Raw genomic sequence first — 17,461 nt, 5'->3', positions numbered from 1 at the left:
CAGTGAGAACATGGTGCAGGAAAACGGGGATCCCAACTCCCTTCTGTTTGTGCCGGGGCAGACGGAGAATCTGACCTTCGGGGAGATCGATCCGGATAACGGGCCCGTCATCACGCCGGAATTGCAGGCACAGGCCCTGGACCAGTTCATCAGCAACAACGACTACCTGAGCGACCGCCGCGGAAAGTACGCGGAGCGCAACGGCGACCGGACGCCGTGGGAAGGGGTCTTTGACCTGAACTTCCGGCTGGAGGTCTTCCAAAACCTCCTTGGGCGACGGCAGAGTGTGGAGTTGACGGCCAACGTCTTCAACTTCTCCAGTCTCTTGGGCGATGTCTTCGGGACCGACTGGGGCGAACGCTACGTGGGCGCGGGGCAGGTGAATCTGACCTCCTTCCGCGGGTTTGTAGATTCGGAAGGCGGAAACTACACGCCCATTTACACGGCACAGGAGGTTATCGACTCGGTGGAAGACACTGATGGAGATGGCATCGGCGACCGGGTGTCAACAATCGGGCAGGACGAGATCTTCAACGAGATCCGGACCGGATCCTCCTACAGCTCGCAGTGGCAGATGAAGTTTGGCGTCCGCTATAACTTCTAAAGCCCGAGCAAAAAGGGGCCATTCCGAACGAAACGGGCGGTCGTCGCGAGGCGGCCGTCCGTTTTTTTTTATTAGTATCGCCCAGTTTGTCTTTTGCGATCTCTGTTAAGCGACACCTACTGGGACTGGCGGGTCCGAAGGAAGGGCGATCTAGTGACCCCCGACCCATCGGGGATCTCTCCGAATACGGCATTGTTCACCCTGGGAGTCGTTTCGTCGAGCGCATTTTCTGACTGTCTTCCTTCCTACAGTTTTCCTCATGACTCTCTGGACGTGTCGACTCGTCATCGTTGTTTTCTTTCTTCTAGGCGCGAGTCCGATCGAGGTCGTGGCCCAATCGTCGGGGCTGGGCACATCGCCGGACCCGTCGCTTGAGCGGGTGGGACGTGTGGCTCACGCCCCGGTGGACGAGATCAGCGGCATCGTTCGGAGCCGGTGGCAGGAGAACGTGTGGTGGGTGCACAACGACAGCGGCGACACCCCGCGGATCTTTGCGATCGACAGCACGGGCAGCGTCCACGTGGCGCCCTGGCACGCCGGGGAGTACGCCGCCGGCGCCGGGGCCGACAGCAGCGAAACACCGCCGTGGCCGGGCGTGCAACTCGGGGCCGCCGCCCACATCGACTACGAGGACATTGCGGTGGAGGACAGCGTGCTCTACCTCGGCGACATCGGCAACAACGGCAACGCGCGGCGCGACCTCGGCATCTACGTCATCCGCGAGCCGTTCTACCACGACCGCCGGACCCGGCCCGTGAAGCACCTGCCCCTCCGGTACCCGGACCAGGAGACGTTTCCGGCGCAGGAGTGGCATTTCGACGCGGAGAGTCTGTTTGTGGACGATGGCACACTGTACGTGCTGACGAAGCACCGAGAGGGGCAACAGATCAACAGCCCTGAGGAGGGAACCAAACTGTATCGCCTCGACACCGAGCACACCCACCGCGTCAACACCCTTACGCTCGTGGACCGGCACGACACCATCCCGCCGCCGACGGCCGCGGCCCTCAGCCCGAACGGGGAGCGGCTCGCCGTGCTGGGCTACGCATCGGTCTGGCTCTTTCCGCGCCCCGAGGACGAGACACACTGGCTCTCGACCAAGCCCCGGCGCATTGCCCTGCCGGCCGACCAATCCCAACAGGCCGAGGCGGTGACCTGGGACGATCCCCATACGCTACGCATCACCAATGAGCAGCGGGACGTCTGGACCCTCTCGCTCAAGACGAAGGCTCGAGTCAGCGGCCGGTGATGATATCGGGAGGGGGCTGGCCCCGCGAGAAGGAGGAAGCACCACGGGGCCGGGGCCCCGAAGAGATCCCCGAACGGGGCGCCCTGCAAACGCCTGTCGGGACACGCCCCCTTTAAATCATCCCTCGGCGTGGACCCCGTATTTTTGGACATCAGGCATCATTTTACCAAACCATTAGCCCTGGGTGAAAGGGAAGTAGGGCATGAGTTCTTAACAATTGGCGCTGGAAAATCGGGAGAGCATCTCGTACCCTGAAGATGTCAACAAAAAGGCCCTCGGCGTCTAAGGCCTGAGAAGACCGCCCTCCCGCCAAATGTTCTTGTGGGAAGCGTCGCACCGCCACCAAGCCTGGTTCACAAACGGAGCTCTCCACCATGAAGTCTACCGTCACGCGCTGGCTCTTGCCTGTTCTCGTCTTTTGCCTGCTGCCCGTTGCGGACAGTGCGGGACAGGGGACGACGGCCTCAATCACAGGCACCGTCGTGGATGAGAATGCGGATCCGTTGCCGGGCGTCAACATCGTGGCCGTTCACCAGCCCACGGGGACGCGTTACGGCACCGCGGCGAATACAAACGGTCGGTTCAACGTTCAGGGCATGCGGGTTGGAGGACCGTACACCATTTCTGCCTCCTTCGTGGGGTATCAGACCATCCGGCGGGAGGGCATCCAGCTGCAGCTCGACGAGACGCGAGAGCTCAACTTTGCCCTGGAGCCGAAGACAGCACAGATGGAGGAAGTCGAGGTCATCGGCCAGCGGGCCGGGGCTGTGATCGACAAGGACCGAACGGGCGCTGCCACGAACGTGTCGACCGAGCAGATTGAGGAGCTCCCTGCCATCGGCCGCAGCCTCACCAACTTCACACGGCTCGTGCCCCAGGCCCAGGGCGACGGCAGCATCGGAGGCGCCAACAGCCGTTACAACAACATTCAGATTGACGGCGCAACCCTCGACGACGTCTTCGGACTGGGCGACGCGGTGCCCGGCAGCCAGGCGGGGGCCGAGCCCATCAGCCTCGACGCCATCGAGGAGTTCAACATCGACATCGCGCCGTACGACGTGCGCTCCAGTGGCTTTACGGGGGGGCAAATCAACGCCATTACCAAGAGTGGGTCCAACGAGTTTGAGGGCTCGTTTCGGTTCCAGGGCGGCACCGAAGACTTCACAGGGGATGATCCGGACGGGATCGGGACCAGTGATTTCAGCCAGGCCTTTTATGTGGGAACGTTTGGCGGGCCCATCATCGAGGATGAACTGTTTTTCTTCATCAATGCGGAGCTGAAGCGAGAGAGCTCGCCGCTAGACACGCGCGTAGGCACAGACCTGGAGGGCACTAACGTCTTCCGCGAATCCCGCGATACATTTACTGAGCTCCGGTCGATCTTTCAAGAGGAATATGGGGGCTATAATCCCGGCGGCATCTCGCCGCTTACGCAGCGGCAGGACGACGAGAAGCTCTTGGTGAAGCTGGACTGGAACGTCAACGACAATCACCGCCTGACGCTCCGCAACAACTACGTCAACGCAACGGACGATCAGGGCATCGACCGGAGTGAAGGCAGCTTCAGCTTTGCCAACCGGCAGTACGTCTTCCAGAGCCGCCAAAATTCCCTCACGGCCCAGCTCAACAGCAGCTTCGACAACGACATCTTCAACGAGGCACGCTTCGTCTACACCCGCATCCGGGATGAGCGGGACGTGCAAGACGCCGCGTTTCCCGAGATCACGCTTGATCTTGGGGGAGGGGATGAGATCGGGGCCGGCATCGGTCGGTTCAGCCAGGCCAATCGCCTCGATCAAGACCTGTTCGAGTTCACCAACAACCTCTCCTACACCGTTGGCGACCATACGCTGACAGTGGGGACGAGCAACAAGTTCTACCAGTTCAGCAACCTGTTCATTCAAGACTTCTTCGGGTCCTACACGTTTGAGGAATTCGTGGCGGACGGCGACACCATCTCGGCCACCGAGGCGCTGCGACGGGGCCAGCCGTCGGAGTACCGGTTCAGCTACGCCACCGAGGCGGCCGGCACCGACCGGCCGGAGGCGGACTTTTCGGCCTTTCAGTTTGGCGGCTACGTGCAGGACGAGTGGCAGGCCCTCGAAAACCTCCAGCTGACACTGGGCCTGCGTGTGGACGTGCCGGTGCTGCCGGACGACCCGACCTTCAATCCCACGGCGTTCGAGGCCTTCGGCCGGAGCACGAGCAACGTGGCGAGTGGAAACCCGCTCTGGTCGCCTCGTCTCGGGTTTAACTACGACCGGACATTTCTGGGCGATGACCTTTCCACGCAGGTACGAGGGGGGATTGGCATCTTCAGTGGCGATCCGCCGTACGTCTTCATCTCCAACCAGTACAGCAACACCGGGGCCGACGTTAACCGGATCGACGCAACCTTCGATCAAGAAAGCGACTTCTACGGCGAGAATGCGCCGGAGAACGGGCGTCGATTTGTGCCGACCAACATCGGCGACAATCCCACGGCCCAGCCGCTTCCCCGAAACGCACCCTTCTGTCAGGACAACCCGGATAGTGAACGCTGCAGCGAGCTCCTCGCGCCGGTGCAGACGACAGAGATTAACCTGGCGTCTGACGACTTCAAGTACCCGCAGACCTTTCGCTTGAACCTGGCGGTGGACCAGGAGTTGCCCCTCGGTGTCGTAGGCACAGTGGAGGGCCTCTACTCGAACACGATCAACGACGTCACCTTCCGCAACATCAACCTTGAGGCGCCGGAACCGGGAGGGACCAGCGACGGCCGCTACCCGATCCAAGGGTCGAAGTACGGACGGCCGTTCTACGGCACGCCGGGCGGGGACGTCAACCGCGTGAGCGAGCGCTTTACCAATGCGATCCTCCTCGAGAATACAAACGACGGCTACCAGTACAGCCTGACGGGGGAGCTTCAGCGCAACGTGCGAACGGGGATCGGTGGATCGGTCGCGTACACCTACACTCGGGCCACGAACGTCAACAACGGATCCTCCAGCCGGGCCATCTCCAACTGGCAGTTCAATGAAAACAAGGACGTCAACGACCCGCGCGTGGGCACGGCGGACTACGAGATCCGGCACCGCATCCTCGGGACGCTGAACTACACGCTCACGTACGGTGACCGCTTCGGGACGACCATTGGTCTCATCTACGAGGGCCGCTCCGGGGAGCCGTTCAGTTGGATCTACGACGGCAACGCCAACGGCGACACGCAGTCGTTTAACGACCTGGTATATGTGCCGGAAAATCAGTCCGATATCTTTCTGGAGAGCGACAACTGGGAGTTGATGAATTCCTTCATTGAAGGGAGTGATGCCCTCCAAGAGGCCCGCGGCTCGGTGATTGAGCGGAATACGGCGCGCGCCCCCTGGCAGAACATCCTCGACGTGCAGATCTCGCAGAGCATCCAGACCTTCGATGGGCAGCGGATTGAATTCATCGCCGAGGTCAACAACTTCCTGAACCTGCTCAACGACGACTGGGGGCGGATCCAGAACACCAGCTTCAACAACATCACGGCCTGGGGCTTTGAGGGCTACGTGACGCCCGACCAGGTCGGGACCGTAGAGAATGGTCGGGTCGTGACGGAAGACGACGTAGGCAAGCCGCGCGTCTCGTTCGAGGAAGAAACCGTCCGTGAGCGCCTGAACGGTGAGCAGTTCTTCACCTCGGACATTCCGTCCCGCTGGCGCGCCCGGCTGAGTGTCAAGTACACGTTTTAGCGCTCCGCGTCTCGTCTTACTCCCTCCGCGCTCCTGAATCTCTCCGACTGTCCCCGTTATGAACACGCTTCAGCTCCTCCGCCTTCCGGCCCTGCTTCTCGCTGGCGCTCTCCTCATCACCGGCTGCGATGGACTTGACAGTGGGACGCCGCCCACTGAGACCACGGGAGAGAGCAACGCCACGGTGTCGTTCGCCACAGACAACATCTCCATCACTGAGGAGTCTGGGACGGTGACTATCGAGGTCACGGTCACCAATCCCCCCAACGACACCGTCTCCGCCGAGGTGCTTTACGCCGATGGGACGAGTAGCACGAGCCCCTCGGACTTCGGGCTCGAATCCAGCCGCAATGTGGGAAGTGGGTACGTGGCCGGTCGCGTGGTCTTTCCCGACACGGCGACTACGGGCAACACCCAGACCTTGACGCTCGACATCGCGGACGAAGAAGACAACGAGCCCAAAGAGGATGGCGTCTTCGTTTTTCAGAATGTCACCAATGCGTCTGTGGAAGGGACAGATCGGTTGACGATTTCGATCGGCGCCATCGAGATCTTCTTCAAGGACTTCGAAGGTGGAAGCTTGGGTCCCATGACGGTTTTCAATGTCACAAACGGCAATGGGTGGGGGACTGGAACCTTCGAAAACAACAGTTACGCGGTGGCAAATGCCTTCGGCGGAAGCGAGGCCTCCAACTCGTGGCTCATCAGCCCGGCGATTAACTTCAACAACTTTGAAGGCGAGACGCTCACCTTCCGGAACAAGAAACGCTTTGACGATGGCGGGGACGAGCAGCCGTTAGAGGTGAAGGTGTCGACCGACTACGACGGGCAGGGCAATCCAGAGAACTTCAGTTGGACCGACATCACCGACCGCGTTCAGAGCCTCGCGGCGGAGGGGGAAGGCTTTGTCGCGTCGGGCGAGATTGACCTGTCCGACGCCTCGTTTCAGGCCGACGAGGTGTACGTGGCCTTCAAGTACACCTCCAGCGGAACGGGACCGGGATCGTCCGAAGAGCAGCAGGTGGATGACGTCCGGGTTGTGGGTCGGTAACGAATGACCCGGGCCCCGGCGGCCGCGCCGTGCGAAGTTCTGTACCCTCATCGTGCTACTTGTTCTACGCCCCAACGACCTATGCGACGTTTTCTCAGCGCACTCTTGCCTGTTCTTGTGATCGGCGGTCTCGTCCTTGCTGGCTGTGACAGCGGGGGCGGCGTTCCCGACGATCTCGGGGACAGCACCTCTGTTGGGTTCGTGGAGTCCACGGCCACGTTGGTTGAGGGCGAAGATGAGACCTATGCCCTTGAAATTACGGCCGACGACCCAGGGTTTGAGGAGGTGCGGCTCAACCTCTCGGTCAATGCCTCGCAGAGCACCGCCGCGCTGGGCGACGACGTGACGGGACTGACGGGCGACACGACGGTTGCCTTCCCGCGCTCGGCCACCAGTGGGGGCACGGTTTCCATCCCGCTCACCATCGTCGACGAGCCCGTCGACAGCACTGGATTTTTGGAGGACACGGAAAGCCTCGCGTTCACACTGAGCCCGGCGGACACGCTCGCTCCCGAGATTGACGACGGGGCCAGCAGCTTTACCCTCACAATCGAGGAGGACGATGCGCCGCTCACTGCGGCGGAATCCCGAAACCGCCCGAGCGGGGGGCGAACCGTTGCTGACGGCCTTGTCACCCGTGTGGAGTCGGATGGGGCGTACGTGCAGGATGGCACAGGCGCCTTCTTCGTGTTCGACGGTGACTTTGCCAGTCAGGCAAGCAAGGGCGACTCGGTCCGCGTCGACGGTGCGGTGGGCTACTTTAACGGGGTGTTCCAGGTCAGCGGCGTGAGCGACGGGCCGCTGACGGAGGTGCTCTCGTCAGGGAACGCGCTGCCGGCCCCACAGGAAGTGTCGCTCGGAGAGGTGGTCAACAACGGAGAGGAGTATGAGAGTGAGCTCATCCGGGTCGAAAACTTTGCCATCGACGCCGGCGGGGACCAGACGTTTCAGGGCGGCGTTCCCGACGGGCTGTACGACATCAGTACACAGGACGCCTCCTCCACCCTTCTCGTGACGGGCGGGTCCGGCCTTGTTGGAGAGTCGATTCCCGATCGGGGCACCTTTCAGGGCGTCCTCGGGCAATTCAACGGTGAGGGCGGCGGCGGCGACGAGCCGGACGAGGGGTATCAGTTGTTGGGAATCGACCTGGATGATGTGACAGCCCCTGAGGCCGCCACGATCAATGAAGTGCGCCAGGAGTCAAACGGCTCGTCGGTCTCGACCGCCGGGGTGGTCACGCGGGTCGACGGGCAGAACGTCTTCATCCAGGACGAGAGCGGCCCAACTGGGGCCAGTGGCATCGTTGTACGCAATGGCGACCTGGCCGACGACGTAAGGGATGGAGGCGTTGATCCGAATCCGGGCGACCAAATTGAGGTCTCCGGAGAGCTTGGGGCCTTCAGCGGCCTTCTGCAGATCTCTTCGAATGTGCAGTACAGCGTCAACCAGACAGACGCTGGGCTCCCCAGCCCACAGTCTGTATCGGTGGGCGACCTGCTGAACGGCGGGGGGGAAGACTACGAATCGGAGCTGATTACTGTCTCGGGATTGACGATTGACGACGGCGGAGATTCTAGCTTTCAGGGCGGCACGAACTACGACGCGACCGATTCGAACGGGAACACGATCACCCTTCGGATTTCGGACAATTCCTTCTACGCCGGCCGGACGATTCCGAGCGGAGCCGTTGCCTTCGAAGGGGTCCTGAGTCAGTTCAACGGAGGCTTCGGGGGGGCACGCGACCCGGACGAGGGATACCAACTCCTTCCGCTTATTGACGGGGATCTGAGTGATACGATCAATCAGGTTCGCCAGGAGTCGAACGGTACGAGTGTGTTTACGCTCGGGGTCGTCACGCGAGTGGATGGTCAGAACGTCTTCATGCAGGACGAGAGCGGTCCGACCGGGGCCAGTGGCATCGTTGTACGCAACGGTGACCTGGCCGACGATGTGAGAGACGGAGCCACTACCCCGAATCCGGGCGACCGCATTCAGGTCTCCGGAGAGCTTGGGGCCTTCAGCGGCCTTCTGCAGATCTCCTCGAACGTGCAGTACAGCGTGGATCAGGCCGGAGTTGGTCTGCCCAGTCCCCAGTCCGTTTCGGTCAGCGATCTGCTTAGCGGCGGCGGGGAAGACTACGAGTCGGAGCTCATTACAATCTCTGGACTGACCGTTGACGGCGCGGGAGATTCCAACTTCCAGGGTGGCACAAACTACGACGCCACCGACTCAAGTGGGGACACGGTCACCCTCCGAATTTCGGACAACTCCTTCTACGTTGGAGAGCCGATCCCGGGTGGGTCCGTCACGTTCGAAGGCGTGCTGAGCCAATTCAATGGAGGCTTCGGTGGTGCACGTGATCCGGATGAAGGGTATCAGACGCTCCCGCTCATTGATGGGGATCTCGAATAGGACGAACGAACCTATTCTCTCACTCCGTCGGACCGTCGAAGAAAATGGGCGGTGCCCCGCGTGGGTGCCGCCCGCCCTTCTCTTCGAGAATGACTGGTGTTTGGTAACAGAAGAGGCCTGTCTTGAACTACGAAGGTGAGCCCGAAGCCCGTCGTGCTCTGGTGACTCACGGAAGAAGATCACGAGACGTTGCAAGCGGTCCGTACGTCTACGCCGTCCTCCGTTCCCCTCTATTCTTTAAGCGTTTGTCCCTGATGTCATGGCATGCTTGCCGCGCTGGGTCTTTCTAGCCGCCCTGTCGCTACTCCTCGTTGGCGCATGGCCAGAGGCCCTTCAGGCGCAGGATTCCACAATAAACGAGGCCCGTGAGCAGTCTCTGGGCACGGAAGTGACGGTAACGGGAACGGTGACCCGCGCCTACGGATCGTACGCCCGCATTCAAGACACGAGCGGGCCGACTGGCGCCAGCGCAATCGTCATCCGGCAGACGGATGGATCGAACAGTTCCGAGTTTCAGGCCGACATTGAAGACGGTACCATTCAGCCGGGGACGACGCTGGAGGTGACGGGCGCGACCTCGGCGTTCAACGGGCTTTTTCAGATCAACAACGACGACCTCACCGACTACACGGTGCAGGGCCAAGGGGCTCCGCCGAGCCCGCAGACGGTGACCCTTCCGGAGCTGGCGCAGAACGGAGAAGACTACGAAAGCGAGCTGCTCCGCGTCGACGGGCTGCGGTTTGTGAGTGCGTCCGGGACCTTCGAGAACGGGACGACCTACACGGTGGAGGATGGGGACGGGCAGTCCCTTGAGTTTCGGGTCCAGGACAACAGCGAAACGGCGATCGGCGGCGCGCCGATTCCGGGTGGGGTGTTTGCCTTCGAAGGCGTGCTCGGGCAGTTCAATGGGGGAGGCGTGGGGGCCGATGAGCCCGACGAGGGCTATCAGTTTATTCCGGTTCGCGAGAGCGACCTGCAACCGTCGCTGTCGTTTTCCTTCAATCGCCTCTTCGCCCAGGCGGAAGAGGGGGACGGGCCGGTGTCGGTGAACGTGCAGGTCTTCAACAAGGAAATGGACGGGGACGTGTCGGTGACGGCGGAAGTAAGCACGGGCAGCACTGCCGACACTGGAATCGATGTGACGGGCTTTGACAGCCCACAGACACTCACCTTTAGTGGAGCCGATCCGGGGCCGCAGACCCTCACCTTAGAGCCGGTGGACGACACTGAGCAGGAGGGTGTTGAGCGCTTGGAGATCACCCTGTCGTCCAACGACGGAGGCATCGCCTCGCCCGAGCGATTCACGCTCTGGGTTCTGGACGGCCCGGCGGCCCAGGGCCCAGTCGTTGCGGGCGACAGCGGAGATGTGCTCCTCGATTCGCTCCAGCAGCAGTATGGCGACCCCCCCACGATTGGGTATGGGCCGGCCCGCGACACGCTGTATCGCCGCGTCTACAACGAGCAAGATACCGTCGAGGCTATTTACAGTGGGTTTCAGGTGCTTGTCGACCCGGGCGGAGGCGACGCCAGCGATCAGGCGCTCGATCAGGGCGTGAACACCGAGCACATTTGGCCCCGCAGCAAAGGCGCCGAGAACGAGCCGGCCTTAAGCAACATGCACATCCTGGCCCCCGCGCGCGATGCAGTTAACTCGGCGCGAAGCAACTACGCTTTTGGAGAAATCCCGGACTCGGATACCGACAACTGGTATTTTGAGGACGAGTCCCGGTCGAGTCCGCCGCCGCAAAATGTCCGAAGACTCTGGAGCGAGGTTGACAGTAGCCCCTCTGACCGGGCTAGCCGCCGCTTCGAGCCGCGCCACGGCAAGAAAGGAGACGTGGCGCGTGCGGCCTTCTACTTCGCCATGGCGTACCCGAACCGGGCGGACCTGGCCTTTCTGGAGGCCCAGCGCGAGGCCCTCCTGGAGTGGCACGAGGAGGACCCGGTCGATGCGACGGAACTCCGCCGGACGCTTTCGCAGGGCAGCTATCAGGGCAACCTCCCGAACCCGTTTGTCCTCGACTCCACCTTGGCTGGTCGTGCCTACGGGGCGGGCGTGCCGGAGCGAGCGGCCGTTCCCATTCAGGAGGCCCGCGAGCTTGGGGCCGGGCGCACCGCCACTGTGGAGGGGGTGGTCACCCGCGTGAGCGAAGACGGGCCGTACCTGCAGGACGACACCGGCGGGCTCTATATTTTCGAATCGCAGGGCGTCTTCGGGCAGGCCCTCGGCAGCTCCATCGAGAAGGGCACCCGACTGAAAGTGACGGGAACGCTCACGTACTACAATGGCCTGTTGGAGCTGACGGACGTGCCCGACGATGGGTTCGAGATCGTTGCTCAGGATGAGCCGCTCCCCGCCCCCACGACGCTCACGCTTGGAGACATTTCGCAAAACGGGGAGAACTACGAGTCGGAGCTCGTGCGAGTGGAAGAGGTCTCCATTGACGCCGATGGAGACGAAACCTTCCAGGCCGGAGGCAGCGCAGGGAACTATTCCATCCAGGATGAGGCGGGCACGCTCACGCTTCGGATTCCCAGCGGGTCGGAGCTCCAAGGCGAGCCGATTCCGGACCGTGCTACCTTTCAGGGAGTGCTTGGCCAGTTCAATGGGGCGGGGCCCGACGCAGACGAGCCGGATGAGGGATACCAGCTTCTTGGTCTTGGCACCGGGGACTTGACGGCGGAGCTTCCCGGAGAAACCACAGTCGACCTGACGCGCTCGTTCGGAGACCCAAGCACGGGGGACAGCTACCGCCTCGTGGCCCTGCCGGGGCAGGTGAACCGGTCGCTCGCGTCGACCCTCTCCGGTGAAGCCGGAATTGAATGGCAGGCATACTGGGACGACGGCAGCGACCAGGACTTCTTTGTTAAATTCGACGGGGAGGAGCAGTTTGACTTCCGTCCTGGCCGCGGATTTTGGGTGCTGAGCACGAGCGACTGGTCGGTTCAGGCAACGGTTCCGACGGTCGACGTGCAGAACGGGAACGCGACCATTCCGGTGCACGACGGGTGGAATATCATTTCCAATCCGCTGCCGCGGGACGTTCCGTGGAGTGCCGTGGACGATGCCCACGACGCCCCGCTCCAACCCCTCCAGGACTGGGACAACGGGTCGTTCCAGCCGTCGTCGACCTTTGTCTCTGCGACGGACGGAGAGGCCTTTTACTTCTTCAACGACCAGGGGCTGGACCAGCTCAAAATCCCCGTGTCGCCCACCGACGCGGCCCCCATGACCGCCCCTGCGGAAAGCCAGGCGAAGCGGGCCGTCGAGCTTGTGGCCCAGCGCGAGGGCGAGGCTTTGGCCCGGGTCCAGGTGGGCGAGCACCCCGCGGCGGCCGACGGCAAGGACCGCCACGATGTGGTCGCCCCGCCGTCCCGGTTTGCCGATGTATCGTTTTCGGTCCAGGCCCCGTTTGCGGACGCCGCCAAGCGTCGCGGGCGGCTGGCCCGAGAGGCCCGGCCCACCGGGGCATCGGGTCAGACGTACACCCTGAAGCTCCGGGCCGATACGACGGGCCCGGTGACGCTGCGGGCCGCATCGCTCCCAGAGTCGCCCCAGGCAGCGGTGGCCCTGCTGGATCCTGCGACGGGCCGCCCGCATGACCTCCGGGCCGACGGGCCGATGACGCTCACGGTGGGTTCAGATCCTTCGCGCGTGCAGCTCCTGGTGGGCCGCTCGTCCTACGTCGCGTCGGAGACCCGAGAGCGCCTCCCGGACGCCCTCACGGTGGAGGCGCCGGCCCCCAATCCGTTTCGGGAGCAGATTACCCTCGAATACGCCCTGCCGGAGGCGCAAGACGTGACGGTCGCGGTCTTCGATCTCCTCGGACGAAGGGTGCGTACCCTGGCGGAGGGCCGCCAGGAGGCGGGGCCCCATCGCGTGACCTGGACGGGAACGGACGCGTCGCAGCGCGCGCTGGCCAGCGGTACCTACTTCCTCCGCGTGTCCACCGATAAAAAGCAGCACGTCGAAAAGGTCGTGCTCGTCCGCTAAGGCGGTTCTCTTTGCCTGAATTCTCTTTACGTTCGGTCCCTTTCCGGTTCCTTTTCGGTCCCCATGTCTCTTTTCGCCACGCGCCCGGTTGCCACACGGATGGTGGCCGCTCTGATCCTAGGGGGGAGCATCCTTGGTCTCATTGGCTGTGACGGCGGGGGCTCGTCCACAGACCCGCCGTCGCCGCCCTCGAATGTTGAGGCCACGGCACAGGATGGGGCCGTCGCCCTGACGTGGGACGGCGGCGCGTCGGCCTCCGGATACAACGTGTATCGCGCCACCAGTTCGGGGGGCGGCATCTCTGGAGCGCCCGTGAATGGAAATGATCCGCTTGGGTCAACCGAGTTTTCAGACGACTCTGTAGAGAACGGGACGCTCTACTATTATCGGGTGACGGCGGTGGGAGAGGGCGGAGAGAGCGATCCATCCGGGGAAGTCAGTGTGCGCCCCTTTCCGTCGCCGCCTCCTCGACCGTAGGCCGTAAGTACGAGTCCAATCGGTAGGGGCCGCCTGCGCCCCATGGACGTTCCCGCCGGCGCACGTCGTTGCCAGTGTTTGTAGGGAGCGGGTAACATTCGCGGTCCATGGGGGGATGCGTGGATCAGATGCCTGGGCAGGCCTTAGAATCCTCCGCTCTGCTTGGGTGGTATGTGAAATCAGCCTCCGCCGGGGAGGGCAGCAGAGACAATGGCAAACCCCCCACGCACTTGGCGTCCAACATTCCTATGACGCACCCCGAGACCGACGTTCTCGTCCTCGGCTCCGGCATCGCGGGCCTCTCCACCGCCCTGGGAGCAGCCCGCGAGGGCGCCTCGGTCACCGTGGCCACGAAGGCCACGCAGCCGAAAGGAGCCTCCACGTGGTGGGCCCAAGGCGGCATCGCGGTCGCCCGGAAGGCGCCCCGGCAGTTCAAAGAGGACATTCACACGGCGTCGAGCGGCACCAGCGACCCCGAGGCCCTCGATGTGCTCGTCCAGAACGCCGATGCGGCCGTGCGGGACGTGCTCATCGACACACTCGGGGTGGGCTTTGACACCGGGGGCGACGGCGCGTCGTTTCACTACGGACGCGAGGCCGCCCACTCCGAAGACCGCATCCTGCACGTCGACGCGTCGACGGGCAGACACATCCACGAGCCGTTCCTGAACTACCTCGCCGCCCACGACCGGGTCGAGATCCGGGGGGACACCGCCGCGATCGACCTGCTGGCACAGAACGGAACCATCCACGGCGCCCTGCTCAAGTCCGGGGACGCGGTGCAGCGCCTCCACGCGGGGGCGACCGTCCTCGCCACTGGCGGCATTGGGGCCCTCTACGGCCGCTCCACCAATCCCGCGGGGGCGACCGGGGACGGCATCGCGATGGCGCACCGGGCCGGGGCCGCGACGGCCGACATGGAGTTCGTCCAGTTCCACCCCACCGTCTGCGTCGTGGACGGCGACCCGTTTCTCGTGAGCGAGGCGGTGCGGGGCGAAGGCGCGGTCCTCCGCAACGCCGAGGGGGACCGCTTCATGCCGGCCGTCCACGAGGACGCCGAGCTGGCGCCCCGCGACGTGGTGGCCCGTGCCGTGGAGCAGGCGCACGAGCGAACCGGACGCGTCGTGCTCGACGTCTCGTCGTTCGACTTCGCCGGGACCTTTCCGGACCTTGCGGCGATGTGCGCGGAGCACGGGGTGGACCCGTCGACCGGCATTCCCGTGGTGCCCGCCGAGCACTTTCTCTGTGGCGGCGTCGACGTCGACACCTACGGGCGGGCGTCGCTCGACCGGCTCTACGCCGTGGGCGAGTGTGCCCGGACGGGCGTCCACGGGGCGAATCGGCTCGCCTCCACGTCGCTCCTGGAAGGCCTGGTGTGGGGGCTGCGGGCGGGGATGGACGCCCAGGGGACGGCGCCCCGCGAGCAGCCCGTTCCGGTCTCGACGACCGCCGCCGGGTCGCCCCCGTCCGACGAGGCCCTCCGTGGGGCCTTCGAGTGCCTTCAGCGAACGATGGACGTGCACGTGGGCCTTCGCCGCACCCCGGACGGGCTGCAGCAGGCCCGCCACGACATCCGCTCGGTCGAGGCGGACGTGAAGGCCTGGACGGACCCGAGCGCCCGCCGTGGCGTCCACGAACTCCGCTCGGCCTGCACCGTGGCCCGTCTGATTGCCGAGGCGGCCGCCGCCAACGAGACGTCCGTGGGGTGTCACTACATGGAACGCTCCGACGCCCCGCCGGCCTCCTGACCGCCATTCTCCCCGTTCCGAAACGGCCCGACCGTGTCCACCGTGAACGAGCCCACGTCTGCCGCATCCCCCCGAGACCGGGCCCGGCGCGCACTGCCGGACGCCCTCCGCCACCCTTCCGTGCTGTCGCTGCTGCGCCTGAGCGTCGCGGAGGACGTGGCGGCCAAGGGAGAGTGGTGGGCAGGGCCTGAGAGCCCGGCCCGCCACGACGTGACCAGCACGGCGACGCTGGAGCCCGACAGCCGGCTGGAGGGACGTCTCTTTGCGAAGGAGGCGGGCGTCGTCGCGGGCCTGCCGCTGGCCGAGGCGCTGTGCCGGCTGGTGGAGCCGGCCCTGCAGTTCGTCTCGCTGGTGGACGAGGGGGAGCAGGTGGAGGCCGGCCGGTCGCTCGCGACCATCGAAGGCCCCGGCCGGGCGCTGCTCGCCGCCGAACGCCCGGCGATCAACTTCGTCGGCCGCCTGTCCGGCGTCGCCACCCTCACCCGCCGCTTCGTGGACGCCGTCTCGCACACGGAGGCCGACATCCTGGACACCCGCAAGACGCTCCCGGGGCACCGCCGCCCCGACAAGTACGCGGTGCGGCAGGGCGGGGGGCACAACCACCGGATGGGGCTCTACGACATGGTCCTCATCAAAGACAACCACATTGACGGGGCCGGGGGAATCACCGAGGCGGTGCGCCGGGTCCGCGAGACGCACGGGGACGCGTACTCCATCGAGGTGGAGGTAAACACCCTCGACGAGCTCAAGGAGGCGCTCGCGCTCGCGCCCGACTACCTCCTGCTCGACAACATGTCGCCCGAGACGCTCCGCCGGGCCGTGGAGCACACCGACGGACGCGTGCCCCTGGAGGCCTCCGGTGGGGTGACGCTCGACACGGTCTCGACCATCGCCGAAACGGGCGTCGATGCCATTTCCGTGGGGGCGCTCACACACTCCGCCGAGGTCCTCGACGTGAGCCTGCGGACCCAGTGAGACCACCCGGCCTCCCCGACTCCACTCCTTCAACGAACGTAGCCCACAACGATGAGAAACGACGCTGCCACCCTGACCGACCCCGACGCGCTCTACGACATCCTTGAGGAGCGCCTCGAAGACCGGCCCAGCGACCAGGAGCTTCGCCACAAGGCCGAGATGGCCGCCGAGATCAACGCGCTCAAACAGGAGCAGAACGCGGTCATCCTGGGCCACAACTACATGGAGCCGGCCCTCTTCCACACGATTCCGGACTATACCGGATCGTCGCTGGAGCTGAGCCGGCGCGCCGCTGAGGCCGAGGCGGACACGATCGTGTTCTGTGGGGTGCGGTTCATGGCGGAGACGGCCAAGATCGTGAACCCGGACAAGACGGTGCTCCTGCCCGCGGAGGAGGCGGGCTGTTCGCTCGCCGAGAGCATCACGGCGGAGGACGTGCGTCGCCTGCGGGAGCGCTACCCGGGGCTGCCGGTCGTCACGTACGTCAACACCTACGCCGACGTGAAGGCCGAGAGCGACGTCTGCTGCACCTCCAGCAACGCGGCGCAGGTCGTGGAGTCGCTCGACTCGGACACCGTCATCTTCATCCCGGACGAGTTCCTGGCCCAGAACGTGGCGCAGGAGACCGGCAAGGACGTGCTCTTTCCCCAGAAGCGCGAGCGGAAGGACGTGGGGGGCGACGGCGCGCCCACGAGCGGCGACGGGGCCCCGGCCGAGGCCGCCGACGCCGACCTGATCGGGTGGGAGGGGCGCTGCGTGGTCCACGAGATGTTTCAGGTGGAGGACGTGCAGCAGGCCCGCGAGGAGCACCCCGACACCGTGGTGCTGGCCCACCCCGAGTGCAGCCCGGAGGTCGTGGCGGAGGCCGACCACTCCGGCAGCACCTCCTCGATGATCGACTACGTCGAGAACACGGACGCGGAGAGCTACCTATTGCTCACGGAGTGCTCGATGGGCGATAACATCATGGGCGCCAACCCGGACAAGAACCTGCTGCGGATGTGCTGGCAGCGGTGCCCGCACATGAACCAGATTACCCTGGAGGACACCTACCGCAACCTGGCGAACAACCAGTACCAGATCGAGATTGAGGAAGAGGTGCGGGTGCGGGCGCTGGAGGCGGTCGAGCGGATGCTCAAAATTGGGTAGCACCTCCGCCAAGACCTGGTAGGCTTAGTGGCCTTGCACACCTGTTCTGCCAGATTTTTGAGCGTCTCTCTTCTGATCATTTCCTT

Annotated in this window: 9 protein-coding genes and 1 pseudogene; all 10 read left to right on the top strand. The window is 64.3% G+C overall.

Annotated features, from left to right (window positions below; genetic code table 11):
* A pseudogene (locus V5A20_RS08225) lies at window positions 1–604 on the top strand (TonB-dependent receptor); the annotation flags it as partial.
* Window positions 605–863: 259 nt separating this feature from the next.
* Window positions 864–1,853, top strand: a complete 990-nt coding sequence (locus tag V5A20_RS08220; protein WP_332327092.1) for a hypothetical protein — start codon at window positions 864–866, stop codon at window positions 1,851–1,853.
* A 374-nt stretch (window positions 1,854–2,227) separates the two neighbouring features.
* Window positions 2,228–5,569, top strand: coding sequence for a TonB-dependent receptor (locus V5A20_RS08215; RefSeq protein WP_332327091.1), 3,342 nt, complete (start codon window positions 2,228–2,230; stop codon window positions 5,567–5,569).
* Between the two features lie 58 nt (window positions 5,570–5,627).
* On the top strand, window positions 5,628–6,620 hold the full coding sequence (locus V5A20_RS08210; RefSeq protein WP_332316110.1) for a choice-of-anchor J domain-containing protein: 993 nt from the start codon (window positions 5,628–5,630) through the stop codon (window positions 6,618–6,620).
* 81 nt (window positions 6,621–6,701) lie between these two features.
* Window positions 6,702–9,032 carry a DUF5689 domain-containing protein gene (locus tag V5A20_RS08205; protein ID WP_332316111.1) on the top strand — a complete coding sequence of 777 codons (2,331 nt, stop codon included), beginning with the start codon at window positions 6,702–6,704 and terminating at the stop codon, window positions 9,030–9,032.
* 259 nt (window positions 9,033–9,291) lie between these two features.
* Window positions 9,292–13,026: an endonuclease gene (locus V5A20_RS08200; protein WP_332327090.1), complete on the top strand. Its 3,735-nt coding sequence runs from the start codon at window positions 9,292–9,294 to the stop codon at window positions 13,024–13,026.
* 63 nt (window positions 13,027–13,089) lie between these two features.
* The gene (locus V5A20_RS08195; RefSeq protein ID WP_332316113.1) at window positions 13,090–13,503 is read left to right on the top strand and encodes a fibronectin type III domain-containing protein; all 414 of its coding nucleotides are present in this window, start codon (window positions 13,090–13,092) and stop codon (window positions 13,501–13,503) included.
* Between the two features lie 248 nt (window positions 13,504–13,751).
* Entirely contained in the window at window positions 13,752–15,251 is a 1,500-nt protein-coding gene (locus V5A20_RS08190; RefSeq protein WP_332327089.1) for an L-aspartate oxidase, read from the top strand.
* 93 nt (window positions 15,252–15,344) lie between these two features.
* Entirely contained in the window at window positions 15,345–16,226 is an 882-nt protein-coding gene (gene nadC / locus V5A20_RS08185; RefSeq protein ID WP_442978433.1) for a carboxylating nicotinate-nucleotide diphosphorylase, read from the top strand.
* A 51-nt stretch (window positions 16,227–16,277) separates the two neighbouring features.
* On the top strand, window positions 16,278–17,375 hold the full coding sequence (gene nadA, locus V5A20_RS08180; RefSeq protein ID WP_332327087.1) for a quinolinate synthase NadA: 1,098 nt from the start codon (window positions 16,278–16,280) through the stop codon (window positions 17,373–17,375).
* The last annotated feature ends 86 nt before the right edge of the window (window positions 17,376–17,461 follow it).

This window comes from Salinibacter sp. (assembly GCF_036626415.1).
In the GTDB taxonomy this organism is placed as follows: domain Bacteria; phylum Bacteroidota; class Rhodothermia; order Rhodothermales; family Salinibacteraceae; genus Salinibacter.
The sequence above is the reverse complement of the archived record's forward strand: the minus strand, read 5'-3'. Positions and strand labels throughout refer to the sequence as shown.